At 60.4% G+C, this 26,289-nt stretch carries 25 protein-coding genes; 13 read left to right on the top strand and 12 right to left on the bottom strand.

Going from position 1 to position 26,289, the window contains the following annotated elements:
- Positions 1-88: 88 nt before the first annotated feature.
- Entirely contained in the window at positions 89-1,078 is a 990-nt protein-coding gene (locus RY831_RS20855) for a tripartite tricarboxylate transporter substrate binding protein BugE (RefSeq protein WP_326508300.1), read from the top strand.
- 61 nt (positions 1,079-1,139) lie between these two features.
- Here RY831_RS20855 and RY831_RS20850 read toward each other — a convergent pair whose 3' ends face one another.
- Positions 1,140-2,063: a LysR family transcriptional regulator gene (locus tag RY831_RS20850; RefSeq protein ID WP_326508299.1), complete on the bottom strand. Its 924-nt coding sequence runs from the start codon at positions 2,061-2,063 to the stop codon at positions 1,140-1,142.
- Between the two features lie 163 nt (positions 2,064-2,226).
- On the opposite strand from RY831_RS20850, the gene RY831_RS20845 reads away from it, so the two are divergent.
- From RY831_RS20845 to RY831_RS20825, 5 genes are all read left to right on the top strand, one after another.
- Positions 2,227-3,414 carry an acyl-CoA dehydrogenase gene (locus RY831_RS20845; RefSeq protein WP_326508298.1) on the top strand — a complete coding sequence of 396 codons (1,188 nt, stop codon included), beginning with the start codon at positions 2,227-2,229 and terminating at the stop codon, positions 3,412-3,414.
- A 116-nt stretch (positions 3,415-3,530) separates the two neighbouring features.
- The gene (locus RY831_RS20840; protein WP_326508297.1) at positions 3,531-4,013 is read left to right on the top strand and encodes a DUF421 domain-containing protein; all 483 of its coding nucleotides are present in this window, start codon (positions 3,531-3,533) and stop codon (positions 4,011-4,013) included.
- Between the two features lie 464 nt (positions 4,014-4,477).
- Positions 4,478-4,705 carry a hypothetical protein gene (locus RY831_RS20835; RefSeq protein ID WP_326508296.1) on the top strand — a complete coding sequence of 76 codons (228 nt, stop codon included), beginning with the start codon at positions 4,478-4,480 and terminating at the stop codon, positions 4,703-4,705.
- Between the two features lie 306 nt (positions 4,706-5,011).
- Positions 5,012-6,301, top strand: a complete 1,290-nt coding sequence (locus tag RY831_RS20830; protein WP_326508295.1) for a patatin-like phospholipase family protein — start codon at positions 5,012-5,014, stop codon at positions 6,299-6,301.
- A gap of 187 nt (positions 6,302-6,488) precedes the next feature.
- Complete coding sequence (locus RY831_RS20825; protein WP_326508294.1) at positions 6,489-6,809, top strand: Dabb family protein; 321 nt, start codon at positions 6,489-6,491, stop codon at positions 6,807-6,809.
- A gap of 18 nt (positions 6,810-6,827) precedes the next feature.
- Here the strand turns inward: RY831_RS20825 and RY831_RS20820 are convergent, their stop codons facing one another.
- Positions 6,828-7,730, bottom strand: a complete 903-nt coding sequence (locus RY831_RS20820) for a LysR family transcriptional regulator (RefSeq protein ID WP_326508293.1) — start codon at positions 7,728-7,730, stop codon at positions 6,828-6,830.
- 235 nt (positions 7,731-7,965) lie between these two features.
- Between RY831_RS20820 and RY831_RS20815 the strand changes: the two genes are divergently transcribed.
- The 3 genes from RY831_RS20815 to RY831_RS20805 all read left to right on the top strand — a co-directional run bounded on the left by RY831_RS20815 (position 7,966) and on the right by RY831_RS20805 (position 10,940).
- On the top strand, positions 7,966-8,964 hold the full coding sequence (locus RY831_RS20815) for a Bug family tripartite tricarboxylate transporter substrate binding protein (protein WP_326508292.1): 999 nt from the start codon (positions 7,966-7,968) through the stop codon (positions 8,962-8,964).
- Positions 8,965-9,159: 195 nt separating this feature from the next.
- Positions 9,160-10,113, top strand: a complete 954-nt coding sequence (locus tag RY831_RS20810; RefSeq protein WP_326508376.1) for a 2-hydroxyacid dehydrogenase — start codon at positions 9,160-9,162, stop codon at positions 10,111-10,113.
- A gap of 89 nt (positions 10,114-10,202) precedes the next feature.
- On the top strand, positions 10,203-10,940 hold the full coding sequence (locus RY831_RS20805; RefSeq protein ID WP_326508291.1) for a FadR/GntR family transcriptional regulator: 738 nt from the start codon (positions 10,203-10,205) through the stop codon (positions 10,938-10,940).
- A 54-nt stretch (positions 10,941-10,994) separates the two neighbouring features.
- On the opposite strand, the gene RY831_RS20800 is transcribed toward RY831_RS20805, so the two are convergent.
- From RY831_RS20800 to RY831_RS20775, 6 genes are all read right to left on the bottom strand, one after another.
- Positions 10,995-11,312: an NIPSNAP family protein gene (locus RY831_RS20800; RefSeq protein ID WP_326508290.1), complete on the bottom strand. Its 318-nt coding sequence runs from the start codon at positions 11,310-11,312 to the stop codon at positions 10,995-10,997.
- 28 nt (positions 11,313-11,340) lie between these two features.
- The gene (locus RY831_RS20795; protein WP_326508289.1) at positions 11,341-12,318 is read right to left on the bottom strand and encodes a Bug family tripartite tricarboxylate transporter substrate binding protein; all 978 of its coding nucleotides are present in this window, start codon (positions 12,316-12,318) and stop codon (positions 11,341-11,343) included.
- Between the two features lie 166 nt (positions 12,319-12,484).
- Entirely contained in the window at positions 12,485-13,360 is an 876-nt protein-coding gene (locus tag RY831_RS20790; RefSeq protein ID WP_326508288.1) for a helix-turn-helix domain-containing protein, read from the bottom strand.
- 80 nt (positions 13,361-13,440) lie between these two features.
- Positions 13,441-13,839 carry a hypothetical protein gene (locus RY831_RS20785; protein WP_326508287.1) on the bottom strand — a complete coding sequence of 133 codons (399 nt, stop codon included), beginning with the start codon at positions 13,837-13,839 and terminating at the stop codon, positions 13,441-13,443.
- 49 nt (positions 13,840-13,888) lie between these two features.
- Positions 13,889-14,020 (bottom strand): hypothetical protein, encoded by a 132-nt coding sequence (locus tag RY831_RS20780; RefSeq protein WP_326508379.1) that lies wholly within the window; start codon positions 14,018-14,020, stop codon positions 13,889-13,891.
- Positions 14,001-14,891: a LysR family transcriptional regulator gene (locus RY831_RS20775; protein ID WP_326508286.1), complete on the bottom strand. Its 891-nt coding sequence runs from the start codon at positions 14,889-14,891 to the stop codon at positions 14,001-14,003. Before RY831_RS20775 ends, RY831_RS20780 begins: the two co-directional genes overlap by 20 nt.
- A gap of 182 nt (positions 14,892-15,073) precedes the next feature.
- Here RY831_RS20775 and RY831_RS20770 point away from each other — a divergent pair, with 182 nt between their 5' ends.
- Positions 15,074-15,817 (top strand): SDR family oxidoreductase, encoded by a 744-nt coding sequence (locus RY831_RS20770; protein WP_326508285.1) that lies wholly within the window; start codon positions 15,074-15,076, stop codon positions 15,815-15,817.
- 104 nt (positions 15,818-15,921) lie between these two features.
- Positions 15,922-16,797, top strand: a complete 876-nt coding sequence (locus RY831_RS20765; protein WP_326508284.1) for a DMT family transporter — start codon at positions 15,922-15,924, stop codon at positions 16,795-16,797.
- Between the two features lie 79 nt (positions 16,798-16,876).
- On the opposite strand, the gene RY831_RS20760 is transcribed toward RY831_RS20765, so the two are convergent.
- Positions 16,877-17,359 carry a hypothetical protein gene (locus RY831_RS20760; RefSeq protein WP_326508283.1) on the bottom strand — a complete coding sequence of 161 codons (483 nt, stop codon included), beginning with the start codon at positions 17,357-17,359 and terminating at the stop codon, positions 16,877-16,879.
- Between the two features lie 536 nt (positions 17,360-17,895).
- Here RY831_RS20760 and RY831_RS20755 point away from each other — a divergent pair.
- Positions 17,896-19,260 (top strand): hypothetical protein, encoded by a 1,365-nt coding sequence (locus RY831_RS20755; RefSeq protein WP_326508282.1) that lies wholly within the window; start codon positions 17,896-17,898, stop codon positions 19,258-19,260.
- Positions 19,261-19,392: 132 nt separating this feature from the next.
- On the opposite strand, the gene RY831_RS20750 is transcribed toward RY831_RS20755, so the two are convergent.
- Genes RY831_RS20750 through RY831_RS20740 form a run of 3 tightly spaced genes read right to left on the bottom strand, consistent with a single transcriptional unit; the run spans position 19,393 to position 25,217 of the window.
- Positions 19,393-20,814 carry an efflux transporter outer membrane subunit gene (locus RY831_RS20750; RefSeq protein WP_437126307.1) on the bottom strand — a complete coding sequence of 474 codons (1,422 nt, stop codon included), beginning with the start codon at positions 20,812-20,814 and terminating at the stop codon, positions 19,393-19,395.
- Positions 20,815-20,816: 2 nt separating this feature from the next.
- Positions 20,817-23,972, bottom strand: a complete 3,156-nt coding sequence (locus tag RY831_RS20745) for an efflux RND transporter permease subunit (protein ID WP_326508281.1) — start codon at positions 23,970-23,972, stop codon at positions 20,817-20,819.
- A 12-nt stretch (positions 23,973-23,984) separates the two neighbouring features.
- Positions 23,985-25,217, bottom strand: a complete 1,233-nt coding sequence (locus RY831_RS20740; RefSeq protein WP_326508280.1) for an efflux RND transporter periplasmic adaptor subunit — start codon at positions 25,215-25,217, stop codon at positions 23,985-23,987.
- Positions 25,218-25,389: 172 nt separating this feature from the next.
- On the opposite strand from RY831_RS20740, the gene RY831_RS20735 reads away from it, so the two are divergent.
- On the top strand, positions 25,390-26,028 hold the full coding sequence (locus RY831_RS20735; protein WP_326508279.1) for a TetR family transcriptional regulator: 639 nt from the start codon (positions 25,390-25,392) through the stop codon (positions 26,026-26,028).
- Positions 26,029-26,289: the final 261 nt, after the last annotated feature.

The raw sequence follows: 26,289 nt of genomic DNA, 5'->3' as shown, positions 1-26,289 counted from the left end.
ACGGAGCATGCAAAAGGAATCGTGCAATGTCGGGCACACGCAGTCAACCATTCATTAAACGCCCGCTGCACTTTCAACAGGAGAGAACATGAGACTGAAACATATTGCGCTGCTTCTTGCATCGAGCCTTGCAACCAGCCTTGTGGCGGCAAACGCCCATGCGCAGACCGACGGCTATCCGAAAAAGACCATCACGCTGATCGTTCCATTCGCCCCGGGCGGCACCACCGATATCGTCGCCCGCATCGTGGCCGACAGGATGAGCAAGGAACTGGGACAAGCCGTGGTCGTGGAAAACCGCGGCGGCGGCGGCGGCAGCATCGGCGCTACCGCCGTCTCGAGAGCCGAGCCGGACGGGTACACGCTGGGCATTTCCACGGTATCGACCCATGCGGTCAATCCGGCCTGCAACCCCAAGCTCAACTATGATCCGGTCGCCGGATTCACGCCGGTCACCAACCTGGCGCGCACGCCGAATGTGCTGACAGTGAATCAGAAGGCCGGCACGCAGGACGTCAAGCAACTGATCGAGCAACTCAAGCGCAATCCGGGCAAGCTGACCTATGCGACGTCGGGCACCTGCACCATCCAGCACATGATCGGCGAACAGTTCAAGGTTTCCACCGGCACCTTCATTCTGCATGTTCCCTATCGCGGCGCGGGCCCTGCGTTGAACGATCTCCTGGGAGGCCAGGTCGACATGATGTTCGACAATCTGCCGTCTTCGCTCTCGCACATCAATGGCGGCAAGCTGCGCCCGCTCGCGGTGTCATGGTCCAAGCGCGTGGATGCCTTGCCGAATGTGCCGACCTTTGCCGAACTTGGCCTCAAGGAAGTTAATGACCCTGCCTGGTACGGTCTGGTCGCGCCGCCGAAAACGCCGGACGAAATCGTCAAGAAGCTGCATGCAGCCGTGGTGAAAGTGCTTGCCATTCCCGATGTGCGCGAACGTATGAAGGCGAGCGGCGCGGACCCGGTCGGCAACACGCCGGCGGAACATGCCGCGGAGATCAAGACCGAGCTGGAAAAGATGAAATCCTTGGTGAAAAAGCAGGGCATCAAGCTCAATGAGAGCTAAAGCCTGGTGATAACGCGCCGGTGATCGGCACCGGCCCGCGCCGCCGCGGCCACGCATGGAGTCAATCCATCCCGGCCGCGGCGCGATACTGGGCAGCCTGGCCGGTCAGCCATTCGGCGAACGTGCGCAGGGCAGGCATGCCCGCCTTCTGTTCCGGAGCCATCAAGTAATAGGCATGGCTGCTGGCATAGGTATGCGCGCAGGCGATCATGAGACGGCCGTCGGCAAGCTCGTCTTCGATCATCATTGGCGGGATCAGTGCCACGCCGATGTCGTTCCTGGCGGCCTGCGCCAGCATTGAAAACAATTCATAACGCGGCCCGGCCAGGTCGTTCGCCGCCTTGACGCCGGCCGACTCGAACCAGTGGCGCCATGCATAGGGGCGGGTGCCTTGCTGCAGCAGCGGCAAACCGGCAATCGTTTCCGGCGATACCGGCTTGCCCGGCTTCGACAGCGACTTAATCATGCGCGGGCTGCATACCGGCACCACGTTTTCCCGCATCAGGTAGTGCGCTTCGGTGCCAGGCCAGTGCGCATCGCCGAAATAGATGGCGGCGTCGAACTGCGTGTCGGCGAACAGGAACGCCCGCGTGCGGGTGGTGAGGTTGACCGTGATATCGGCATGTGCGGCGATGAAACTCGCCAGGCGCGGCATCAGCCACTGGGAGGCGAAGGTTGGCACCACCGCGAGTTCCAGGGTCGCGCCGCGTCCCTGGTGCGCCATGATGCTCAGGGTATCCTGTTCGACCGTCTCGAGCGTCGCGGATACCTGGCGGCTGTAAGCCATGCCGGCTTCCGTCAGCCTGACGCCCCGTCTGGTGCGCTGGAACAGCGGAACGCCGAGATACGCCTCGAGCGAAGAAATCTGCCGGCATACCGCGCTCTGGGTCATGGCCAGGTCTTCCGCAGCCTTGGTGAAGCTTTCGTGTCGCGCCGCGGCTTCGAATGCAACCAGGGCGCCGGTATTGGGAATCTTGCGTCGCATAGCGGAACATCCGGTAATCTCGGAGTTCCATTTTCGCACAGGCTCGTACAAAATTATCGTTTGCGCCGCGCCAGCTCGACCGGTAGGATTCATGCCTATAGAGTGAGGTGCCGCAGGTTCAGTGCCTCGTTTCCGGAGTCCCGAAGTGCAATGGAGGAACGTCATGGCGTCGAACAAGCAAGTCTTCAACTGGGAAAGCCCGCTGCTGCTCGAGTCGCAGCTCAGCGAGGAAGAACGCATGGTGTGCGACAGCGCGCGGTCGTACTGCCAGGACAAACTGATGCCGCGGGTGCTGGAAGCCTTCCGGCATGAACGCACCGACCGCGCAATCTTCAATGAAATGGGCGAGCTCGGACTGCTCGGCCCCACCATTCCCGAGCAGTATGGCGGCGCCGGCCTCAACTACGTCTCCTATGGCCTGATCGCGCGTGAAGTCGAGCGCGTCGATTCCGGCTACCGCTCGATGATGAGCGTGCAGTCTTCGCTCGTCATGGTGCCGATCAATGAATTCGGCAGCGAAGAACAGAAGCGCAAGTACCTGCCGAAGCTGGCCAGCGGCGAATGGGTCGGCTGCTTCGGCCTGACCGAACCCAACCATGGTTCCGATCCAGGCTCGATGGTGACCCGGGCGCGCACGACCGATGGCGGCTACCTGCTGTCCGGCGCGAAGATGTGGATCACCAATAGTCCGATCGCTGATGTTTTCGTGGTCTGGGCCAAGACCGACGACGAGCAGATCCGCGGCTTCATCCTGGAGAAGGGATGGAAGGGCCTGAGTGCGCCGGCCATCCACGGCAAGATGGGTTTGCGGGCATCGATCACCGGCGAAATCGTCATGGACGGCGTTTTCGTGCCTGAGGAAAACATGCTGCCGCATGTATCGGGCCTCAAAGGCCCGTTCACCTGCCTCAACTCGGCGCGCTTCGGCATTGCCTGGGGGGCGCTGGGAGCAGCCGAGTTCTGCTACGAGACGGCGCGCCAGTACGTGCTCGACCGCAAGCAGTTCGGCCGGCCGCTGGCGGCCAATCAGCTGATCCAGAAAAAGCTGGCCGACATGATCACCGATATCACGCTGGGACTGCAGGGCTGCTTGCAGCTGGGTCGGATGAAGGATGCCGGAACGGCCGCGGTCGAGATCACCTCGATGATGAAGCGCAATTCCTGCGGCAAGGCGCTGGACGTGGCGCGCATGGCGCGCGACATGCTGGGCGGTAACGGCATTTCGGACGAGTTCGGCGTGATCCGCCACATGGTCAATCTCGAAGTCGTCAATACCTACGAGGGTACGCACGACGTGCATGCCCTGATCCTCGGCCGCGCCATCACGGGTATTCCCGCGTTCTCCAGCTGACAGGACAGCGCCACCCGCCGGTTTGTGGCGGCGCAATTCAAGACACTTCCTCCGCATGCGCGTGGTCGAACAGGAGAGCCGTTTATCCTGTTGGCCCGCTCGCATCGGAGGATCCTATGTTTGATATGCAACTGCCCTGGTGGGAATTCATTGTCAGGGGCGCCATCATTTACAGCGTGCTGCTGCTGATGGTCCGCATTTCAGGGCGAAGGACGGTGGGCCAGTTCCGCCCGTTCGATTTGCTGGTCGTCATGCTTCTCAGCGAATCGGTCTCCAATTCCCTCTCGGGATCCGACGAATCCGTGTCCGGCGGATTGATCGTCGCCGCCACGCTCATTGCGTTGAACACCCTGGTGGCCGCGGCAACGGCCCGCAGTCGCAAGCTGGCAACCCTGGTGGATGGAACGCCCATATTGCTCGGACGCGACGGGCAGATCTTTCACGATGCAAGGCGGTCAGCCCGAATTACCGAAGGCGACATTGAACAGGCGCTGCACGAAGCCGACTGCACTCTTGAAGACGTGCAGTATATCTTCCTCGAGTCCGACGGCGGCATCAGCATTCTTCAGAAAAAGTCGGCGGAACCCGGCAAGCCGTAGGTCAGCTGCGACTTGGCCGCAAGCTTAAATCGTTTGGTAGCGATTCTTATTCTGGACGTCACGCTATCGCTGCCGCATCAGGTTGAACGTTCATGACTACATCAGATTGATAAAAAGTTCGTAGTCGATAACACGATGTCCTCCACTTAGACGTAGATCAATCAACTCAAGAGAGTCTCCTGTACCTTGCGACGCCATTGAGTATGGTAACTGTCAGTTGCACGCGTTTTGTGATGCCAAGCCGTGAATGCCGACGCATTGTCTTCGGAAAGAACGACAGGCATTAGTCGTGACTGGAGGCGGATATGCTCGTGGACTACCTCGGCCGGGGAGACTGGCGCCGCGCGGCAGCCAGATGGCGGTCGTTACACAACGAGCATGCGCGTACCCTGGCCATGCTTGAACGCTGCGAGAGCCCGGATACAGCCCGCAGGCAGATTGCAGCCGCCCGCCGGACCCTCGCAATGGCACCGAAGTTGGCTGCCGAGACCGGTGCCGCCAAGGCGGTCCATCTGCGCGAATGGCTGGGCACACGCCGGCAGGAGCGCGTCATCGGGCGCCCGGACTTCGAACCTGGCGCGTTCCTCGAAATAGGCTTGGCCGTCGGCCGCGCGGTGTGCCTGATAGAGCTGAAAGACCGTGTCAGTCGCACGTCTCGCGGGACACCGGTTTTCTCGTGGCGCCTGGCGTAATGATGACGAATAACCACGTCCTGATGTCGAAGGAGGATGCGCGCGCGGCGACCATTACCTTCGACTACCGCAACGACCCTTATGGCATGGCCAGGCCGACAACCGTGTTCCGGTTGAATCCCGATGCCCTGTTCGAGACCGACCGTGACCACGACTGTACCGTCGTCAGCGTCGGAGACCGCGTTGCCGGTTCCGCAAACAGCACTGGCGCCGCAACGTGCTCCGCAGTCGATGGTATCCGCCTGTTCTCACTGATACGAACCGGAATCCGGCTGCTCGCGCAAGACGTACTCATCAGGAGGCCACATGATCAATCCCACTTACTTCACCGAGGAAGCCCGCGTCGTCGCCGCGGTGGCAGCCGCCCGGCGCTGCGCCGACCGCCAGTATTCCGATCTTATCGACGACGAGGGGCATCAGTATGTCGACCTGGTCATGGAAGGCGGCGGTGTGCTCGGCATTGCCCTGGTCGGATATACCTATGTGCTGGAGAAGGCCGGCATCCGGTTTCTGGGAATCGGCGGCACGTCCGCAGGATCGATCAATGCCGTCATGCTCGCCGCACTGGGAAAGCCGGCGGATGAAAAATGCGACGAGCTGGTGCGCAAGCTGGCCAATATGCCGATTGCCTCGTTCATCGACGGCGATTCGGATGCGCGCAACTTTACCGATGCCGCCCTGAAGAAAGCCGGCATGGCAAAGCTGCTATGGAAAGCCCTCCAGGTGATGGACAACCTGGACGATGATCTCGGCCTGCATCCAGGAGACGAATTCCTGAAATGGCTCACCGAAGCGCTCGAGAGTGCGGGCGTCCGCACCACCCGGGACCTGCAAAAGCGGCTTGCCGATGTGCCGGCATCGCTGCGCGCGCGCAGCGGAATACGCGGCGGCGCGGCGCTGTCCGCCGAGGACAGGCAGGGAAGGCTGGCCATGGTGGCTGCCGATGTCACTACGGAAACGAAGGTGGAATTTCCAAGGATGGCCCACCTGTACTGGGACTCGCCCGACGACATCAATCCTGCCTGCTATGCCCGCGCCTCCATGTCGATACCGTTTTTCTTTCATCCATACCGTGTGTCCGGATGCCCTCAAAACACGCAGGCACAATGGCGGAACGCGGGATATTGCGGGGCCTTGCCGCAGGAAGTTTTGTTCATGGATGGCGGAATCATGTCCAACTTTCCGATCAACCTGTTCCATGAACCTTACCGGGTACCGCTGGCACCGACATTCGGTGTCAAGATCGGGGCCGACCGCATGGTCCCGACCCGGATCGAAAAACCGGCGCAGTTGCTGAGCGCGATCTTCGATGCCGCGCGCCATACGCTGGATGAAGATTTCATTGCACAAAATCCGGACTACCGGCAGCTGGTGGAGATGATCGATACCGCAGACCACAACTGGCTGGACTTCACGATGAAAGACGTGGACAAGCAGGACCTGTTTGCCCGCGGCGCGCAGGCAGCCGCCAGGTTCCTGGACAAGTTCGACTGGACAGATTACAAGAAGACGCGCGAGGGCATTGCTGCCGCTTTCAGGATGAGTGACCATGCGAAAGCGCGTGCCGGTCACGCCGCGGCAGTTCCAGGCGAGTGAATTTCGCTCTTGATCAACGCGCAACGACGCGGGGAGCCATGACATTCGCCATGCTTTTCTCGGCAATGAAAAACCGGCATCAAATCAAAAATAAAAACTAAGGCACGTCCAGTTTGTGAAAGCACAGCGCCCGAGCGGCTGGCGAGTGTAGGATGTCGTCATTCCCATTAATTGCTACCTATCTAAGATGGCCGCCCATTCTCCAGCCTCCCTCCGCCACGTCGTACTATTTTCCTTCAAGAATGAAGCTACCGCCGAGCAGGTCAATGCGGTCGTGGCCGACTTCGGCAAGCTCAGGGATGCGATTCCCGGCATCGTTTCCTACGAATGGGGCACCAATGTCAGTCCGGAAGGATTGAACGATGGCTTTACCCATTGTTTCACGCTTACGTTCGAAAGCGCCGAGCACCGGGATGGCTACCTCGTTCATCCCGAGCACCAGCGGTTCGTGCAGACGCTGGGTGCCTGCCTCGCCAAGTCGCTGGTCGTGGATTACTGGGCACGATGAGAATGCAGTCGCATTGCATCAGGCGGCCGGCCGGCTCCGCCTGCAGTGTTTCAAGGTGAATTCGCGCACCGACGCCAGCGCCGGATTATGGCTGTCGCTGCGCCAGACGAGATAGATTTCCGCCTGGATCTCGCTCTTCCAGAGCGGCTTGAATACGATATTCTGAAATTGAAGGTGCTTGGCCGATGCGGGTACGATCGCAGCACCGAGTCCCTTGCGCACCAGGGACAATATCGTGTGGTTTTGTTCGAGGTATTGAACGTACGACGGGTGCACTCCCGCGGCACCCAGCAATGCGGTAATCAGGTTATAGAAGTACTTGCCTTCGTCAGGCGAGTGCATGATCAAGGGCTCGTCCTTCAAGTCCGCGGGACGGATCGTGCGCTTTCGCGCCAGCGGGTTCGACACGTGCACGGCCAGCATCAGCGGCTCGGCGATCAGCAGTTCCTTCGCAAACGAATGCCTTGCATCCAGCGGCCGCATGAACCCCAGATCGATGATGTTGGAAGACAGCGCGGCGATCTGGTCCAGCGTCACCATTTCCTTCAGCAGGATATCCACCTCGGGAAGCTCGGCCCTTGATGCGGAAAGCAGGTCCGGAATCAGGTCGTAGCCGGCCACCGCGGTGAAGCCGAGCGTGACGCGCCCGGCCCGGCCGGTATCGATGCGGCGCGCTTCAATCGCAGCCTGGTCCGCCTGCTTCAGCAGGTAGCGCGCATTCATGTAGAAGCTTTGTCCGGCGGCGGTCAGGGTCACTGCCCTGGTGGACCGCTCCAGCAGGCGCACGCCAAGCGCATGTTCAAGCAACTGTATCTGGCGGCTCAGCGGCGGCTGGGTCATGAAAAGGCGGGCAGCCGCCCTGCCGAAGTGGAGTTCCTCGGCAACGACGACAAAACAGCGCAGCTGGAATAGTTCGAACATTGATACAGGTTTTGAATTAATCGATACAGCATCTAGCTTAGACTAAATGCAAACCGGTTTCTACAATGGGCTCGTGAATTCGCGAACATTCAAGAAGCGGCGCCGACAAGCAGGCTGGACGCCATCCGCCTCGGACGCGCAGAACGGGAGGCTTGCCGCGATTCCGGCAGGCGGTTCGCAGTGAAGCCGCAAAAGTTGATTCACCTTGCCCATGATGAATAACCGGAGGAGACCAATGAAGCCATTGCAAGTAGTCGCGGCAGCCGCCCTGGGCTGCTTTATTGCCGTACAGACCCAAGCCCAGACCCAAGTACAAGCCCAGGCGCAGGCAGCAGCCTATCCCGTACGCACTGTTACCCTCGTCGTACCCTTCGCTCCCGGCGGCGGAACCGATACCGGTACCAGGATCCTCGCGCAGCAACTGTCGCAGAAGTGGCGTCAACCGGTCGTCGTTGAGAACAAGCCCGGCGCGGCGGGGATGATAGGCGCGGATACCGTTGCCAGGGCGACGCCCGACGGCTACACCTTGTTAATCGGCAATCTCGGCACGCAGTCGGTGAATCCCTCGCTCTACAAGAAGATGCCTTATAACGCGGACAAGGCCTTCACCGCGGTTTCCCTGATCGCCGAGCTGCCGCTTCTACTCGTGGTGAACCAGAATTCGCCGGCGAAATCGCTAAGCGAACTGGTCGCGCTGGCGAAGACCAAGCAGGGCGGCTTGTCCTACAGCTCTTCCGGCTCGGGAGGTTCGATGCATCTCGCGGCGGAACTGCTGGCCAGCGGCACCGCAACGAAGATGCTTCATGTGCCCTACAAGGGCGGAGGACCGGCCATCCAGGACCTGCTGGCGGGCCAGGTCGATATGTCGATCGCGACCATCCTCGAACTCAATTCGCATATCAAGTCCGGAAAGCTGCGCCCCCTGGCACAAATGGGCACGACGCGCGCGGCGGCCCTGCCCAACATACCGACCGCCGCCGAAGCCGGCGTTCCAGGATTCAATGCGACGTCATGGATGGGATTGCTCGCGCCGGCCGGCACGCCGAAGGAACTCATCGAACGTATTTCGGCGGATGTGCAGGAAGCGGTGAACACACCGGAAATCCGCGACAAATTCGCAAGCCTTGGCGCCGTTCCGGTGGGAAGCGATGCCGCCGGTTTCCAGAGACTGATCGATGCCGACAGAAGCAAGTATGCAAAGTTGATCAAGGAAAAAGGCATCGTCGTCGACTGACCGCGAGACCGGCGACACCGGGCAGGAATGCCCAGGCAGTAAACGCGGTGAACGCGGTGAACTAGGCAGATCGGCAGGTGCCGATCTGCTCCGCCCGAGCCCGATCAAATTCCATGAAGGATGAATGCAGGCCCAGCATGCCGCAAGCAGGCAAGGAGAGCGCTCGTCCATGCCACAGCAACGAAAGAATCAATGATGAAACCCGAAATTCTGCAGCTCAATCCCATTCTCGTACCTTCCATCAACCAGAAGCTGGATTCGCTCTATACGGTCAGGCGTTACTACGAGCAGGACAACAAGGAGGAATACATCCGTGAAATCGGCAAGACCATTCGCGGTGTCATCACCGGCGGCCATACCGGCATCGGCCGGGCATTGATGGAACAGTTGCCCGCGCTGGAAATCGTCGCGGTGAACGGGGTCGGCACCGACGCGGTCGATCTAGCCTATGCCCGTGGGCGCGGCATCCCCGTCACCGGCACCTTCGGCGCACTGACTGAAGACGTCGCGGACCTGGCGCTCGGGCTGCTGCTCGCGACCTGCCGCAACATCGGCGCGGTGGACCGTTTCGTGCGCAACGGCATGTGGCCCGCGCATCCGCAGCCAAGTGCAATCCCGCTGGCGCGCCGCTTCAGCGGCATGCGCGTCGGCATCGTCGGCATGGGCCGGGTCGGCCAGGCAGTCGCCAGGCGTGTCAGCGGATTCGGCTGCCCCATCGGCTATACCGACCTTCAGCCTATCGATGCCTTGCCCTATGAATTCGTGGACAGCCTGAAGACGCTCGCCGAGCGGAGCGACGCGCTGGTGCTGTGCGCGGCCGCGGACAAGGCCGAGGGCATCGTGAACGCCGAGATACTCGAGGCACTGGGCAAGGATGGCTACCTGGTCAACATTGCGCGGGGCAGGCTGGTCAGGGAAGATGACCTGGTCAATGCACTGAAGACAGGGCGTATCGCGGGTGCGGGGCTGGACGTGTTCGTCAACGAGCCCCATGTGCCCGAGGCGCTGTTCGGGATGGACAATGTGGTACTGCAGGCTCACCGCGCGAGCGCCACGATAGAAAGCAGGACCGCGATGGGCGAGATGGTGCTCGCCAGCCTGGCCGATGCGCTTGCCGGGAAAAGACCCGAAAATAGCCTGACGACATGACCCGCATGGAGCGCGGCCCTCGTATCCGGCGTTCCATCTCCGAGCCACGCGATGGCTCCGCGGCGGCGCATGTCTCAGGGAGCATGACCATGCCTGCCGAGGTCATGCCCGGATTGGTCCGGCGTTCCAATCTTGTCGATATGGTGCATGATGCGATCGAGGCAGCTGTCCGGTGCGGCGAACTCCAGGCCGGCGGATGCCAATTCACGGAAGCGGCGCTATGCAGGAAATTCAATGTATCGCGTCCGACCGTGCGTGAAGCGCTGATCAGGCTGCGCGCCAGGGGAACGCTTGCGCATCGCGGGAATGGAACCTCTGCTGCCGCCGCGCCGCCCGGACAGGCCATCGGCATACCGAGCTACCGGACCCTGACCAGTATTGCAGATATCGGCGTCTACTTCGACTTCAGGCGCACCATCGAAGTCGGCGCCGTCGGTCAATGCGCATTGCATCGTGATCATCGTGATGCGTGGGGATTGGCGAAGATGGAAACGGCCTTTCATGAACTGCGCGCAGCCACGGAATGCGGCGGGGCATCGGCCGAGGCGGATTTCCGGTTTCACCTGGCAATCGCGCGTGCAAGCGGGAATGCAATGTTCGTATCGGTGATGGAAGGGCTGCGCTCGCATGCCTTGTTCGCCATGAATCTGTCCCGCCAATTCAAGCATCAACACGAGCGGATGCAGCACTCCGCCGATATCGATACCGAGCACCGCATGATTGTGGAAGCCATTCTCGACGGCGATGAGCGAGGGGCGGGCGCTACAATGCAGGCCCATATCGGCAACGCGGCTGCGCGTGTTTTCGGAGAGGCCGACAAGGCATGACTGCCGAAAGAATGGCAGCCCAAAATGCAGCTGCCCCGGTAAACGTATCCGTCCTTACATCGGCGAGAACGACACCGACTTGAGGATCTTGTTCTCCTGGTGCTGGACGTTGCCGGCGGCGCCGCTCTTGGCGCGATAGGCAATCCATTCCGGGTCGGCATCCAGCGCCGCCCGCCGTTTTTCGCGGTCGCCCAGGCTTTCGTAACCCCACATGTGCACCACCTGGTTATTCGTGCCGATTTCGGTGACGAAGTAGCCGATTGGATCTCCCTGATGCTTGCGCTGCACTGGCAGGCCTTCGCGCTCATATAATTCCAGGAACGCCTTCAGACGTCCAGGCACCATCGTGTAGGTTCTTAAATCAATGATCATGTGCTTTGTTTCCGTTTTTCAGTTGTAATTAATCTACGCTTGCGCCGGATTTCTGGACAAGCGCGCGCCAGCGTTCGATGTCGCTGTTGACGAATGCCTGAAATTCCTCATGCCTGTTGCCGATGGGTTCGGCGCCCAAGTCCTTGAGCCGCTGCTGGACCGACGGATCGGCGACGGCGGCGGCGATATCGCGGCTGAGCTTGTCGACAATCGGCTGGGGAGTGTTCTTCGGCGCGAACATTCCGAACCATGACTTGAGATCGATTTCCTTGTAGCCGGATTCGGCGAAGGTCGGCACATCGGGAAGCTGGGGATTGCGCTGGTTGCCCGTGATGGCAAGCGCTTTCAGCTTGGCCGACTTGACCTGGGCCTGCGCCTCGGGAAGATTGGCGAACATGACCTGGATCTGGCCGCCGAGCAGGTCGTTCATGGCCAGCGCACCGCCCTTGTAGGCGACATGGACCATTTTTGCGCCGGATGCGGTATTGAACAGTTCGCCCGCCAGATGGGCCGCCGTGCCGACGCCGCCCGATCCGAAATTGAGCTTGCCGGGCTGGGCGCCTGCGTAAGTTGCAAGCTGCTTTACCGACGTGGCCGGAACTTCGGGGTGCGCCACCAGGATGAGGGGAACGGCCGCCAGATTGGACAGGGCCGCGAAGTCCTTGCCCAGGCTATAGTCAAGTTTCTTGTACAGGGACGCATTGATGGCGTGGCTGGATGTCGCCATCAGGATGCTGTAGCCGTCGGCGGGGGAGCGCGCCGCCTGCCCGGCGCCGATATTGCCATTCGCCCCGGCGCGGTTGTCGACGATGACCGGTTGTCCCCACTTTTCGGACAATTTCTGCGCAACCGTGCGGGCAATTGCATCGGTCGCACCTCCCGGCGCAAACGGCAGGATAACGCGCACCGCCTTGTTCGGGTAATCCTCGGCCTTGTTCTGCGCATGGGCCAGGGGCATCGTCAACATCGCAACGGCAAGGGCCGTGCACCGTAATGTGGTTTTCATCTTGTCTCCTGCCAGGGTTGTTCAAACCTGTCCGCGTTGTTGCGCTGTTATTGTGGACGCGGGCAGCTTGAGAACGAGATTAAACGACCGATGCGCAAAACGGTTAGGACGCAAGCGCGTTTTTCTTGGACTTTTCCGCAGCGCCAGTATTGCATTCAAGGCAACATCAGTACACCGGCCCGGAAAACGTCTTCTTGAATTCGAGCGGGCTCATGCCGGTATGCTTCTTGAAGAAGCGGGAGAAATAAGCCGGGTCCTCGACACGAAGGCGATACGAGACCTGCGATATGTCGAGATCGGATTGCGTGAGCAGCCGCTTGGCTTCGAGCAGCAGCCTTTCATGCATGAGCGCAGTCACCGTCTTTCCCGTCGTGCTCCTGACCGCTTCATTGAGCCGTCGTTCGGTCACGAGCAACGCGTTCGCATAGTCGTTCACCGAGCGGTAGTCGAGATAATGTTGCTCGACCAGCAGCTTGAAGCGCCTCGTGAGGCTGTAGTGCTTCGGCGCCGCGTGCTCTCCGGGCTGTTCTGGCAGCAGACGTCGCAAGCGCGTCAGCAGCATCAGTACGCTCGCGCGGATTGCGTCATGACTCCACGTGTCCCTGGCGGCGTATTCCTGTTCGATTCCTGTCAGCAGCGGCAGCAGCTCGTCATGCTGCTCCGCCGAGAGATAGAGGGCGGAGTGCGCATTGGCGATGCCGAAGAAGGGAATGTCTTCCTGGCGCGCATAGATCTGCAGGATGAACTCGGCGCTGAGATTGAGCACGAAACCCGAAGGAGGGCTGTCAGAACTCCAGGCATGCATCTGGCCCGGCGAGATGAAGAACACGGAACGCGGCTTGACTTCCAGCGTCTCGAAATCCAGCAGATGCTTGCCGCGCGCGTGGGATATCCACAGCAGATGATAGTAACTGTGCCGGTGCAGGAAGGGACGCGGCACATCCGTCCTGCCGTCGAGCTTGACTAGATCGAACAGGAAGGATTCGGCATTTGCTCCGAACTGGGAAACCTGGAAGTTGGGTAGGTGGTCGTTGGGACGCATGGATGCCGTTTTGATTTCCTGCCCATGATAATCAACTTTGATCCGGTTTGCCGATGCCGCGCTCCAGCCTTCGCAATCGATCACGCGGCCCGATTGATATGCTGACCCGATGTACGGCCGGCGCGCCGGAACAGCCAGCCCGATGCTCCGAACAGCGCAATGAAAAAGCCGTTCAATGCCAGAATCTCGGCCGGTCCGCTATACGGGAGACCCATGCCTGCAGCCAGCGCGATTGCGGTGACGAGGGCCTGAGCCAGCGCGGTAGCGAACATCGCGTGCGCCATGCCACGAGGCCGGAAGCGCGCGAGGGCGCCACCGAGGAAGCCGACGGCGAGCACACCGAAATACATCCGGTTGGCGGGGTCGCCGTCCTGCCCAATAATGCCGACGCCAAGGCTGAGCCACACGAGGAGGCATGCCGCCGCAAGGAAAATGCCCAGGGCGGAACAGTATAGCGTGCTGCTGGAGGAAATCGGCATCAGGTTCTCCGTGGATTGAGCACATCCATTCTATGCAAACTGGGGTAATTCACGCCAGGCCGCCGTTGGCGCGCAGCACCTGTCCGTTGATCCAGGCGGCGTCCGGCCCCAGTGCGACCGCATCGATAGTGATGTGTCTCCCGCGCAATTTCTTGGCGAATTCAATAAGACGCGGCTTCAAAGTATGCTGTGGCGAAATCGATAAAGACGCGCACTTTGGCAGGAACGTGACGGCCTGCCGGATAGACTGCGTAAATACCCAGCTCTTTGGTCTTGTACGATGGCAGCAGCGGTATCAGGCGCCCGGCCTCGATATCCCGGCCGGCAATGAAGCTTGGAACGTAAAGCACGCCGAAGCCCTCGGCCACCGCGGCATTGAGCATCGTGCCGTTATTGGCCCTGAGACGCGCGGCGACGTCGACGGTCTCGGACTTGCCCGACGGGCTGGTGAAATGCCACTCCTGCTGCCCCAATGCATATTCCACGCAGTCGTGCTTCAGAAGATCGACGGGCCGCCTGGGCACACCCCTGCGCTTCAGATAGCCGGGAGCCGCGCACAGCACGAAGCGGCTGCGTCCGATGCGCCGGGCGGCCAGGTTCGAATCGGGAAGATTGCCGATGCGAATGGCAAGGTCGAAGCCTTCCTCCACCAGATTGACCATTCTGTCGTTGAGCTCCATCTCGACGCTGATGTCCGGATACGCGTTGAGGAAACCTGCCAGCAGCCCGCCGAGATGCAATGTCGAGAAAGATACCGGGCTGCTGATCCGCAGATGGCCCTTTGGCTGGGCCTGAAGCGCGCCGGCCGCGCGCTGTGCCTCTTCCAGGTCTTCCAGGATGCGGATGCAGCGTTCGTGGAATGCCACGCCCGCCTCGGTCAGCCTGAGACGCCGGGTGGTGCGGTCGAACAGTCGGGTGCCCAGCCAGCCTTCGAGCAGTTGGATCTGCTTGCCAACCGCGGCGGACGACACGCGCAGTCTTCTGGCGGCAGCGGAAAAACTTCCGTCTGCAACGACCCGCACGAAGGTGGACATCCGGTTGAAGTGATCCATGATTGCGCCATTTGAAAATAGTTTTTTTAAATCCTGCAAATTTAAGCCAGATTATCAAAAACGGTTTGCGATGTCAGACTTTGTGGTGTGGACAGGGCAGTGTTTGCGGTATCGGCAAGGTGTTCCTCCTTGCACCCTCTCGTTCACCTTGCCCTTCCCATTACCTTTTGCAGGAGATGATCATGGAAAACACAATCCCGGGCGTTGCGCTTGTAGGCGTCGCGCTTGTTACTGGCGGCTCGCGCGGCATCGGAAGAGCACTTGCCAAACGGCTCGCCCGCGAAGGCATGCCGGTAGCCATCACTTATCGCGCGCGGGAAGAAGAAGCCGCAGCTGTCGTAAAGGAAATCGAGCGGGAAGGCGGCAAGGCCATTGCATTGCAGGCGGATCTTTCGACGCTCACCGACCTGTCGGGCCTGTTCGATACCGTAGAGCGCGAGCTGGGCAGTCTGCGCGTAGTGGTGGCCAACGCAGGCAATGTCGTTTTCAAGCCGATTACGGAAGTCACTCATGTCGATTTCGAACAGGCTTTCCATGCCAATACCCGCGGCACCCTGCTGATCTTCGCAGAAGCCGCGCGACGCCTCGGCGAGGATGGCCGCATCATCGGCGTATCGACTGTGCTGACCATTCAGCCGAAGCCGAATGCCGGCCTTTATGCGGCCAGCAAGGCTGCCGTCGAGCAGCTGGTGAAAGCGCTCGCGCGCGAACTGGGGCCAAGGCGCATTACCGTCAATGCGGTCGCACCGGGCCCTACCGATACGGAAATGGTTCCTCCGGCGCGGCGCGAGGAAGCGCCGAAGCTGACGCCGCTGGGCAGGCTTGGCAATCCGGAGGACATCGCCGATGTCATCGCATTCTTGGCATCCGAACAATCGCGCTGGGTTAACGGGCAAATCATTAACGTTAATGGCGGACTGGCGTAAGATCACGCGCCGGCTCTGATGACCGCGACGCGAATGTTGCATGCGGAAACCGGCCGGCAGCGGGATCCGGCAAAAAGAAAAACAAGGACTAGGGATATCTTGCGATGTCAACAAACCGGCGATCGGTCATCGACACCTTGCTTACCGCACTGGCTCCCGTCATCTGGGGCTCGACTTATATCGTGACGACTGAACTGCTGCCGCCAGACCGGCCGGCGACTGCGGCCATGATCCGCGCTTTGCCCGCAGGCGTGTTGCTGCTGATTTATTGCAGGCGGATTCCGTTTCGCGCGGATTGGGGCCGGCTCGCGGTGCTGGCTTTCCTGAACATCGGACTGTTCCAGGTGCTGCTCTTCCTTGCCGCGTACCGGCTGCCCGGCGGCGTGGCTGCGGTTGCAGGATCGATACAGCCAATACTCATGATGTTGCTGGTATGGGCAATGGAAAGGAGACGTCCGGCTGCACTGGGCGTCATTGCAGGCGTTACCGGTATTGCGGGTATGGCAGCACTGCTGTTGTCGCCGAGAGCGTCCTGGGACTGGATCGGGGTCGGCGCGGCATTGCTCGGCGCGGCATCCATGGCTGCCGGCACTTACCTGTCGCGGCGCTGGCGCCCGGACTTGCCGGTCATGGCATTCACCGGCTGGCAGCTCCTGCTCGGCGGCGCCATGCTGATGCCGCTGGCATGCTTCGTCGACCCTCCGCTGCCCCCGCTCAATGCTACCCACATCGCCGCCTATCTGTATCTTTCAATGGCGGGCGCCTTGCTGGCTTACAGCCTGTGGTTTCGCGGAATCGCCAGACTGTCGCCGGTGGCCGTGTCGTCGCTGGGCCTGCTGAGTCCCGTGACAGCCGTTGTGCTGGGATGGATCTTGCTCGGTCAATCGATGACGGGCATATCGCTCGCCGGCCTGATTCTGGTACTCGCCAGCGTGCTCGGCGTGCAATTCAACTCGCATTCTGCGCCGGTACGGCGCTGAAAGACAATGGACTTGGACAAGCTGCGGGTGCACGCCGATTTCGCTGGCGAAGGCAGTGCCGATGCAGCCGGTGCCAATCTCAGGAAGCGCTGCGCGGACTCCTGGCGTAGCGGCGTGTACGGCGGTCGCCTTCCACATGAATCTCGCCATTCTTGGCCATCACGCTCAACGCATTCGACATTCGCTGCGTGAGTTTTTTCCTGTCGTCGGCAGACGGGCGGATGCCGAGGGCATCGACGGCCGCCTTGAAGATTTCTGCCGCCGGTTGCGGAACATCCGTCAGCAGCGTGGGCCAGAACTCCTTTCCTGTCGGCGGCAAGCCCGACTTGCCTGAGGACCTGGACACCGCTTGCCGGGTTTTTCCCGTCAGTTTCGATTTTGTTCCGGGTGCCGGCCGACCCCGTCCTGTTGTCTTTTTCGCCGTCGTGGGCGGCTCGATCGCAGCCAGTGTCTCCAGCACATCCTCAAGGTTTTCGACGAGCTTCGTGTAATACATCATTCCTTCGCGTGCATGCTGTAATTCAAGCTCGACAGCCTTTGCCGCTGAAACGGTGGTACGCATGTGTAATCCTTATTTTAAAGATAAAGATGGAGCCGGCAATTTAACGAATGATGAGGTGGACAGCGGCAGGCTCGTGTTCGTTCGCTAATCCTGCCTGATAAAGATCAAGCCGAACTTTAATTAAACGCATCGATAGTCACAGGTTTTGATGCGATTTTCGTGGCGCACGCGTAATACTCGGTACATCGGTGATTGCAACCGTGCGATACCGCTTAGGTGCCTCCGGTCCAATTATTTGTTCCGGTCGAAAGAATAGAGGCATTCTTTCTCGACCGATCGTGCTATCCTTTTACTGTTCGCATGTTCCGCCGTCAATATTACGCATCGCTCTTTATCGAACGAGCCGGCGCCGACACAGCACGGGGCTTGCAAGCTTACAAGGCTCTGGCGTGCGGACTTTTTGGATGGAACTTAAGCAGAACTTGCGTGCCCATAGACAGATAGCATGAAACTTCTGTCCGACCCGGGCGAAATACGCACAGGAATAAAACAAGGCCATTCGGCCATTATCAAGACCAATTTTGTATTGAGAAGTTATGCCTCGTAAACCTGAAACGGCAGCGGCGCCCACCGTCATTAAGTGGACAGAAGAAGAGTGGGAGAAAATTGCTTCACGCCTTCTGGAAATGAAGGGCGGCCAGTTACTTAAATCTTCCCAGCTGGAAGAAATTAAGGCCAAGGATGTCTTCAATGCGCAGGAAGTGCTGTCGGAATCGCGGCATCGCAAGCTGATCTCGATCTCGCAGGGCTTCCAGGCCATCCGGCAGCGCTTGCACAGCATCTTGCAAAAGCTCGATGCGATGCCTCAGAACGACTTGTTCAATGCACCGAAGGCGGCGCACGAGGAGGTAGCCGATACCGCGCCCAGCCAGCAGGCGACGCCGGATGCCATCGAGGACCCAAACGGAGCGGATTTGATGGAAGATGGGAATCAAAGCGGCGCCGACCGGCCGCAGCAGGATTCTCCGGCAGCAGGAGCGATGGGCGGAGAGTCCGTTGAAGACGAGCCTGCCGAGGCGAGCGCTCCTGTCGAAGAAGCCATGCCACCTGCGGCAACCCTGCCTCGGCAAAAGCCGCCGGCCGGTGAGCGGGCGCATGCTCCTCGCCCGCAGCAGGCAGCGGACAACAGCAGAAGCAGGCATGCGGCTTCGCCTCAGTCTCAGGTCGCCGCGGGCAATTTCGCCGAGCTGGCGCGCCCCTTTGTTGCAATGGTGTGCGAAGAATTGGCCAGCGCCCTGGTCAAGTCACTGATGGAGAAGGGCGGGCCGCAGATGCTCTCGTCACTGTTCCAGGCCGCCATGACCGGCGCCGGACAGGCATTGCCGGCCGACCAGCGGCCCAAGCGAGGGCATCAGGTCAATCAGTCGCTTTCCAAGCAGGCCGCCTACAGCGCGTCCGCCATGGAGCAACAAGCGCCGCAGACAAGCTCCGCTGCCGAAGACGACGAGGCGCACCTTGCCGAAATGGACGTGCAGCCTTTGTTCGACCCGAAATTGCCGCCGTCACCGAACAGTACGTTCAAGCCGATGATTGCGCTGATTGGTATCAGCACGCGCGATTTCGAAGACCTGCAGCCGCGCTTTCCGCAGCTTGAACTGGCGTCGGTCTCGCTGGACGATCTGCGTACGGCGCCGTCGCTGCGCAATTGCCAGCGCATGATCGGCCTTCGTGAAGATATTCCGGCACCGGCCGACGAATTCCTGAGAAAGACATTCAGGAACCGGTATTTGCGCGTCACGGGCGGCATTGCCCAGATTTCCGAGCAATTGAGTGCATGGCTTGACAATCCAGGGTCGATGAATGCCGGGCCCAATTGGCCGCGCAAGCAGGGCGGCGGGAAAAGCCAGACCAATGGTTATCCCAAGAAAAGGCAGTTTCGCAGGCCGCGACCAAATCAGTGACATTCGGTAAATAAAAGCGCCGGCTCCGTAATGAAACGGAGCCGGCGCTTTTTTTCGCCATTCGGGTTGCATGCCCGGCCGGGGGAAGCCGGCGCCCGCGCTGAAGCGCGGGAACACTGTGATACGGCAGAATCAGCGCGTGGCTTTCTCGTTAAGCCCGCCACCCAATGACCGGTACAGGTCGACGGCATTGGTAAGCCGCAGCAAGCGTGCCTGCACCAGCGTCTGTTCGGCGGAGAACAGCTCGCGCTGCGCATCCAGCACATCCAGTGAGCTGGCCACGCCGTTCTGGTAACGCAATTCCGCCAGCTTCAGGCGCTCCGCCTGGGCTTCCAGCACCCTGCGTTGGGCATCGATCTGCTCATCGATGGCGCCGCGTGCCACCAGGGCGTCGGACACTTCCCGGAACGCGACCTGTATCGTTTTTTCGTAATTGGCCACTGCGATGTTGTTGCGCACCTGGGCCAGCGTCAGATTGGCACGGTTGCGTCCCGCATCGAAGATCGGCAGCACCAGCTGCGGCACGAATGACCAGGTCCGAGTGCCAGCCTCGAACAGATCTCCTAACTCAGTGCTGGCGCTGCCGATGCCGGCGGTAAGCGAAATGCGCGGAAAGAACGCTGCGCGGGCGGCACCGATACTGGCGTTGGAGGCGATCAGTTGCCGTTCGCTGGCGCGGATATCGGGACGCCGCGTCAGCAGATCGGATGGCAGGCCCGGCGGCAGGTCGGCCATCAGGTTCTGCTCAGACAGGCTGCGCGCCGGCGGCAGTTCGGCAAATGGCCGGCCGGTCAGTACCGTCAGCGCATTCTGCGCCTGGGCCCGCTGCCGCACCAGCGTGGCAAGCGAAGCCCGGGCGGTCTGCACGAGCACTTCGTTCTGGCGCAGATCGAGGGCTGACGATGCGCCCACCTCGAAGCGCTGCTGAGCCAGTCTATACCCCGTCTCGCGTGCCTTCAGCGTGTTTTGTGCCAACTCCTGCTGTTCGGCGAAAGCGCGTTCGGCGAGATAGGCCTTGGCGACTTCGGCAATCAGGCTGATCTGCGCTGCGCGCTGTGCTTCCTCGGTGGCCAGATACTGTGACAGCGCCGCTTCGTTGAGGCTGCGCACCCGGCCGAAGAAATCGAGTTCGAAGGCGGCAAGATTGAGACCGACCTGATAAACGTTCGTCACCCCGGAGACTCCGATCGGAGAGGTCGCTCCCGAACTACGGCCCCGTGATCCGCCGGCCGCCGCATTGAAGTTGGGCAGCAGGTCGGCGGCGACGATATTGTATTGCGCCCGTGCCTCTTCGATACGCAACGCGGCGACGCGCAGATCGCGGTTGTTGGCAAGGGCCGATTCGACCAGCACCTGCAAGCGCGGATCCTGAAAGAAATCGCGCCAGCCGGTTTCCGCGGTAACTCCCGACGGGTTCGACGCCGAAGTCATCGGTTCGGTCGGGAACGATGTAGCGACCGGCACGGACGGACGTTCATATTTTGGCGCGAGAGAGCAGGCGCTCAGTACGCCTGCCGAAAGCAATAGAAAGACGGATTTGCGCAAATTGAGCATGTTCAGATCCCCCCGACGTCGTCTGGAGCGGTTTTCGGTGAATGGGTGGCCCAGAACTCTTCCTGGCGCTTGCTTGCCTTGAACAGTCGGCGCACGACCACGAAGAACACGGGCACGAAGAATACCGCCAGCACGGTAGCAGTGATCATGCCGCTCATCACCCCCGTACCGATGGCGCGCTGGCTCGCCGAGCCGGCACCCGTGGCAAGGGTCAGCGGCAGCACGCCGAGAATGAAGGCGAGCGAAGTCATGATGATCGGGCGGAAGCGAAGCTTGGCTGCCTCCACCGTGGACTCGACCAGTCCCTTACCTTGCGCCTGCAAGTCCTTGGCGAATTCGATGATCAGAATCGCATTCTTCGCGGACAACCCGATGATCGTGATCAGGCCGACCTTGAAGTACACGTCGTTCGGCATGCCGCGCAGCGTTACGCCAAGCACCGCCCCGAGCACGCCGAGCGGCACCACCAGCATTACCGACAACGGGATCGAGGTGCTTTCATACAGCGCGGCCAATACCAGGAACACCGCAAGCAGGGACAGGGCCATCAGCATTGGCATCTGCGCGCCGGAAGTGCGCTCCTCGCGCGACTGGCCGGTCCATTCAAAGCCGAATCCGGCCGGCAGCTGGCCCGCCAGGCGTTCCATCTCGTCCATCGCTTCGCCTGAGCTCAAACCCGGCGCAGCCTGGCCGGCGATCTTCATCGACGGATAACCGTTGTAGCGAACGATCTGCACCGGGCCGTTGATCCACTTTGCGGAAATGAAGGTCGACAATGGCACCATGTTGCCGCTGGCATTGCGCACGTACAGCTTGCCCAAGTCTTCCGGCTGGACCCGCTTGGTCGATTCCGCCTGCAGGATGACGCGCTGCTGTCGGCCCTGGTTGGGGAAATCGTTGAGATAGGATGAACCGAGCGCCGTGGACAGCGTGTTGTTGATATCGGCGAACGATACGCCAAGCGCGCTGGCCTTGTCGCGGTCCACATCGACCTGTAGCTGGGGCGCATCCTCCAGTCCCTCCGGACGCACGCCGGCGAGGATCTTGCTCTTGCCCGCCATGCCCAGCAACTGGTTGCGCGCCGCCAGCAGCGCCTCGCGGCCCATGCCGCTGCGGTCCTGCAGGCGGAAATTGAAGCCTGTCGCATTGCCGAGTTCAGGAATCGGCGGCGGGTTCAGCGCGAACACGACGGCATCCTTGATGCCCATGAATACACCCATGGCTTTGCCGGCAATGGTGTCCGCCGTGTCCGAGCCGCGCTCGTTCCAGTCCTTGAGCGGAACGAAGGCGATACCCGCATTCTGACCGCTGCCGGAGAATGAAAAGCCGATCACGGCGATGATGTGTTCGACACCCGGCTGCTTGAGGAAATGACCTTCCACCTGTTTGGCCACATCCAGCGTGCGGTTCGCGCTCGCGCCCGGCGGCAGCTGGATATTGGTCAGGATATAACCCTGATCTTCGTTCGGCAGGAAGGACGACGGAAGCCGCATGAATAACAGTCCGACCACGGCCAGTATTAGTCCATACACGATCATGTAGCGGCCTGTCTTGCCGAGCATGCCCACCACCGCGCGCTGATAGCCGTTGGTTGCGGAATTGAACTTGCGGTTGAACCAGCCGAAGAAACCGCGCTTCTCGTGATGATGCCCCGCCTGTACCGGCTTGAGCAGGGTAGCGCAGAGGGCGGGTGTCAGCGTCAGCGCCATCAGCGCCGAGAACGCCATGGAAGCCACCATGGATAGCGAAAACTGACGGTAGATCGCGCCCACCGCGCCGCCGAAGAATGCCATCGGGATGAACACCGCGATCAGTACCAGCGTGATGCCGATGATCGCACCGGTGATCTGGCTCATCGCCTTGCGCGTGGCTTCCGCCGGCGGCAGGCCTTCCTCGCTCATGATCCTTTCGACGTTTTCCACCACGACGATCGCATCGTCGACCAGGATGCCGATCGCCAGCACCATGCCGAACATGGTCAGCACGTTGATGGAAAATCCGAACGCGAACATCGCGGCAAAGGTGCCCATGAGCGCGACCGGCACCACGATGGTCGGAATCAGCGTATAGCGTATGTTCTGCAGGAACAGGTACATCACCAGGAACACCAGCAACACCGCCTCAAGCAGTGTCTTGACCACTTCCTCGATCGAGATTTTCACGAACTTGGAAGTGTCGTAGGGAATTTCGTACTGAATGCCGGCCGGGAAGTACTTCTCCAGCTCCGCCATCTTTGCGCGCACTTCAGTCGCAGTGGCGAGCGCATTCGCCGTCGGCGACAATTGCAAGCCGATCGCCGACGACGGGTTGCCGTTGATCCGTGCGGATGTGGCATAAGCCTGCCCGCCGAGTTCGACACGGGCGACATCGCGCAGGCGTACGACGGAACCGTCGGTATTCGCCCGCAGCACGATGTTGCCGAATTGCTCTATGCTGTTGAGCTGGCCTGTGACCACGATGGGCGCGGTGACCTGCTGGCTGCCGGGCGCGGGGAGTTCACCCAGCGTGCCGGAAGCGACCTGCGCATTTTGCGCCCGGATCGCGTTGGCAACATCGGTCGGCGTCAGCTGCAGGCCAACCAGCTTGTCCGGATCGATCCAGATGCGCATCGCACGCTCGGTGCCGAAGAGAATCGCCTCCCCCACGCCGGGCACGCGCTTGACTTCATTGAGGATGTTGCGCGAGATGTAATCGCCGAGGGCGATCGGATCCATGCTGCCATCCTTGGACAACAGCGTGATGACCATCAGGAAGTTGCTGCGCGCCTTGGTTACCTGCACGCCTTGCTGAGTGACGGCCTGAGGTAACCGCGACTCGACGCGGCGCATGCGATTTTGCACCTCGACCGCAGCCAGGTCGATGTTTGTGCCGGGAACGAAAGTCGCGGTGATCTGCGCCTGTCCGTTGCCCTGGCTTTGCGATTCCATGTACTGCAGGCCCGGAGCGCCATTGAGTTCCTGCTCGATCAGGCTGGTGACACTGTTTTCAAGCGTCTGCGCCGTGGCGCCTGGATAGATGGCCGTGATGACCACGGAAGGCGGAGCGATCGTCGGATACTGCGCGACGGGCAGTCCTGTAATGGACAGCGCACCGCCGAGCAAAATAAAGACCGCGATCACCCAGGCAAAGACCGGGCGATCAATAAAGAATTTTCCCATTCGCTTGCTCTCTTATTTCGTTTGAGCCGACTGTTGCTGGCCACCCTGCGGGACTGCGGGTTGCGCCGTGGGCTGAGCGGGCGCCGGCGCGCCGGTTTGCTTCCAGGGCACGGCCTTCACCACCGTGCCAGGCTGTGCCTTCTGGAATCCTTCCACGATCACCCTTTCGCCGCCTTTGAGCCCTTCGCTGATTACCCACTTGTTTCCGAGTGCAGTGTCGGCCTTCACCGGCAGCGGCGTCACCTTGTTGTCCGCGCCGACGACCATGACCGATGCGCCCTTCGGCGTGCGCTGCACCGCCTGCTGCGGCAGGGTAATTGCATTTTCACGCACGGCTTGCTCCACCCGGGTGCGTACATACATGCCGGGCAACAGGAAGCGGTCGGGATTCGGCACGAGGGCCCGCAATGTGATGGCGCCCGTGCTCGGGTCCACCGTCTGGTCCGAGAACAGCAGTTTGCCCGCCTGCGGGTAAGCCTCGCCATCCTCCAACACGATCGTAACTTTTGCTTCATCCTTGCCGGCTTTCTGCAACTGGCCCGCGCTCATTGCGCGGCGCAGTTTCAAGGCCTCGGATGCAGATTGCGTGATGTTTACGTAAATGGGGTCGAGCTGCTGGATGGTGGCCAGCGGTGTCGCAGTTCCCTGGCCGACCAGTGCGCCCTCTGTCACCAATGCACGGCCGATACGACCGGAGATCGGGGCATTGACCGTCGCATAGCCGAGATTCAACCGGGCCGTTACCAATGCTGCCTTGGCCGCTTGTACATCGGCTGCGGCCTGCTTCTGCGTTGCGAGCGCAGTGTCATATTCCTGCTTGCTGATCGCATTGGTTTCCACCAAAGGCTTGTACCGCTGCGCGGTCGTGCTGGCTTGCGAGTAATTGGCTTCGGCTCGCGCAAGCGCGGCTTGGGCACTGCTTACCGCTGCTTCAAACGGAGCAGGGTCGATACGGAACAGAAGCTCACCAGCCTTGACTTCGCTGCCTTCGCGGAATGCTCGCTTGGTCACGATGCCGGCAGCCCGCGCCCGGACCTCTGCAACTCGGGTCGCTTCAAGCCGTCCCGGAAGTTCATCGGTGAGCGTCAGCCGTTCGGGAGCCGCAGTGACGATCGACACTTCCGGCGGAGGCATGCCCCCGGGAGCCTGTGCATGGGCGCTCGCGAGCTGTTCGCCGCAGCCCGACAAGTTCAACGCGGCGGCGAGTAAGCCCGCCAACGGGGTATATCGGTAAAGTGCTCTCATGTAGGTCTTCCGGGACAAAAATGAAATAAGTTACTGTAGATTGCAAGAATGTGCAGATATGACCGATCAGTGACATTCCGCTATCCGCCTCCGTGGTATCGGTGTATTATACATACGATCTTGAATGTATGTTGCTGGTTCAAGTCGGCAACCCAACCTACTCCCTACCCATATGGCAAGGAAAACCAAAGAAGAAGCGCTTGAAACCCGCAACCATTTGCTCGACGCTGCGGAAGATGTATTTCACCGCGCCGGCTATGCGCGTACCACGCTTGAGGCCGTGGCTGAAGCCGCAGGTCTGACACGCGGCGCTATCTATTGGCATTTCAAAAACAAAAGCGATCTGTTCAACGCAATGTGCGAACGCGTGCGATTGCCAATGGAGGAGCTGGCTTCCTCAGGCGTTAATTCGAACAATGAGGATCCGCTTGGGCACTTGCGCAGCGTCTGCATATTTTTCCTTACCCAGACCGCAAACGATGTCCATATGCGAAAGGTCTTCGATATCCTGTACTACAAGTGCGAGTTCGTCGACCGAGCCGATCCGGCCTACATCCGTCAGCAAGAAGCATTCCTGAACGGGCGCGAGCGACTGACCAAACTCTTGGAACTTGCCGTTGAAAAACGACAGCTTTCAAATGACGTCGATATACCTTTGGCGGCAGTCATGTTTCACGCAGGAATCGACGGTGCGATAAGGAACTGGTTGTTTGCAGACCAGGCCTTTGATCTCGTTGCATATGCGGAGCGCTTGGTGGACGCATGCCTCGATACAATCCGCTATTCGCAAAGCTTGAGGAAGAAACCCTAAGCCAGCTTCAGCTTGGTATGCGGCCGGGCTTGTTTATCCCGATAAATGCGGTAGTCATCATTGCTCCGCAGAGGTCGGCGCAATGACTTGCACATAAGTTTATTTGTAAGCAATAGTTCTAACGGGAACCTTCTGCCACTAAAAAAGTTTGGAGACGGTGTTGACGGGATTTAGGAATGCGTCCATAATCTCGTTTCTCTGCTGCTGACGAACAAAACGCTTCGACAGCACTGCGACGGAAAGAATAAGTTCTGTTGCGAG

It is taken from the genome of Noviherbaspirillum album (assembly GCF_035916955.1).
Taxonomy (GTDB): domain Bacteria; phylum Pseudomonadota; class Gammaproteobacteria; order Burkholderiales; family Burkholderiaceae_D; genus Noviherbaspirillum; species Noviherbaspirillum album.
The sequence above is the reverse complement of the archived record's forward strand: the minus strand, read 5'-3'. Positions and strand labels throughout refer to the sequence as shown.

Excerpts from the sequence above, each read along its gene's own strand:
- RY831_RS20855 (WP_326508300.1), top strand. The coding sequence starts at position 89 with ATGAGACTGAAACATATTGCGCTGCTTCTTGCATCGAGCCTTGCAACC.
- RY831_RS20850 (WP_326508299.1), bottom strand. The coding sequence starts at position 2,063 with ATGCGACGCAAGATTCCCAATACCGGCGCCCTGGTTGCATTCGAAGCC.
- RY831_RS20845 (WP_326508298.1), top strand. The coding sequence starts at position 2,227 with ATGGCGTCGAACAAGCAAGTCTTCAACTGGGAAAGCCCGCTGCTGCTC.
- RY831_RS20840 (WP_326508297.1), top strand. The coding sequence starts at position 3,531 with ATGTTTGATATGCAACTGCCCTGGTGGGAATTCATTGTCAGGGGCGCC.
- RY831_RS20835 (WP_326508296.1), top strand. The coding sequence starts at position 4,478 with ATGGCACCGAAGTTGGCTGCCGAGACCGGTGCCGCCAAGGCGGTCCAT.
- RY831_RS20830 (WP_326508295.1), top strand. The coding sequence starts at position 5,012 with ATGATCAATCCCACTTACTTCACCGAGGAAGCCCGCGTCGTCGCCGCG.
- RY831_RS20825 (WP_326508294.1), top strand. The coding sequence starts at position 6,489 with ATGGCCGCCCATTCTCCAGCCTCCCTCCGCCACGTCGTACTATTTTCC.
- RY831_RS20820 (WP_326508293.1), bottom strand. The coding sequence starts at position 7,730 with ATGTTCGAACTATTCCAGCTGCGCTGTTTTGTCGTCGTTGCCGAGGAA.
- RY831_RS20815 (WP_326508292.1), top strand. The coding sequence starts at position 7,966 with ATGAAGCCATTGCAAGTAGTCGCGGCAGCCGCCCTGGGCTGCTTTATT.
- RY831_RS20810 (WP_326508376.1), top strand. The coding sequence starts at position 9,160 with ATGAAACCCGAAATTCTGCAGCTCAATCCCATTCTCGTACCTTCCATC.
- RY831_RS20805 (WP_326508291.1), top strand. The coding sequence starts at position 10,203 with ATGCCTGCCGAGGTCATGCCCGGATTGGTCCGGCGTTCCAATCTTGTC.
- RY831_RS20800 (WP_326508290.1), bottom strand. The coding sequence starts at position 11,312 with ATGATCATTGATTTAAGAACCTACACGATGGTGCCTGGACGTCTGAAG.
- RY831_RS20795 (WP_326508289.1), bottom strand. The coding sequence starts at position 12,318 with ATGAAAACCACATTACGGTGCACGGCCCTTGCCGTTGCGATGTTGACG.
- RY831_RS20790 (WP_326508288.1), bottom strand. The coding sequence starts at position 13,360 with ATGCGTCCCAACGACCACCTACCCAACTTCCAGGTTTCCCAGTTCGGA.
- RY831_RS20785 (WP_326508287.1), bottom strand. The coding sequence starts at position 13,839 with ATGCCGATTTCCTCCAGCAGCACGCTATACTGTTCCGCCCTGGGCATT.
- RY831_RS20775 (WP_326508286.1), bottom strand. The coding sequence starts at position 14,891 with ATGGATCACTTCAACCGGATGTCCACCTTCGTGCGGGTCGTTGCAGAC.
- RY831_RS20770 (WP_326508285.1), top strand. The coding sequence starts at position 15,074 with ATGGAAAACACAATCCCGGGCGTTGCGCTTGTAGGCGTCGCGCTTGTT.
- RY831_RS20765 (WP_326508284.1), top strand. The coding sequence starts at position 15,922 with ATGTCAACAAACCGGCGATCGGTCATCGACACCTTGCTTACCGCACTG.
- RY831_RS20760 (WP_326508283.1), bottom strand. The coding sequence starts at position 17,359 with ATGCGTACCACCGTTTCAGCGGCAAAGGCTGTCGAGCTTGAATTACAG.
- RY831_RS20755 (WP_326508282.1), top strand. The coding sequence starts at position 17,896 with ATGCCTCGTAAACCTGAAACGGCAGCGGCGCCCACCGTCATTAAGTGG.
- RY831_RS20750 (WP_437126307.1), bottom strand. The coding sequence starts at position 20,814 with ATGCTCAATTTGCGCAAATCCGTCTTTCTATTGCTTTCGGCAGGCGTA.
- RY831_RS20745 (WP_326508281.1), bottom strand. The coding sequence starts at position 23,972 with ATGGGAAAATTCTTTATTGATCGCCCGGTCTTTGCCTGGGTGATCGCG.
- RY831_RS20740 (WP_326508280.1), bottom strand. The coding sequence starts at position 25,217 with ATGAGAGCACTTTACCGATATACCCCGTTGGCGGGCTTACTCGCCGCC.
- RY831_RS20735 (WP_326508279.1), top strand. The coding sequence starts at position 25,390 with ATGGCAAGGAAAACCAAAGAAGAAGCGCTTGAAACCCGCAACCATTTG.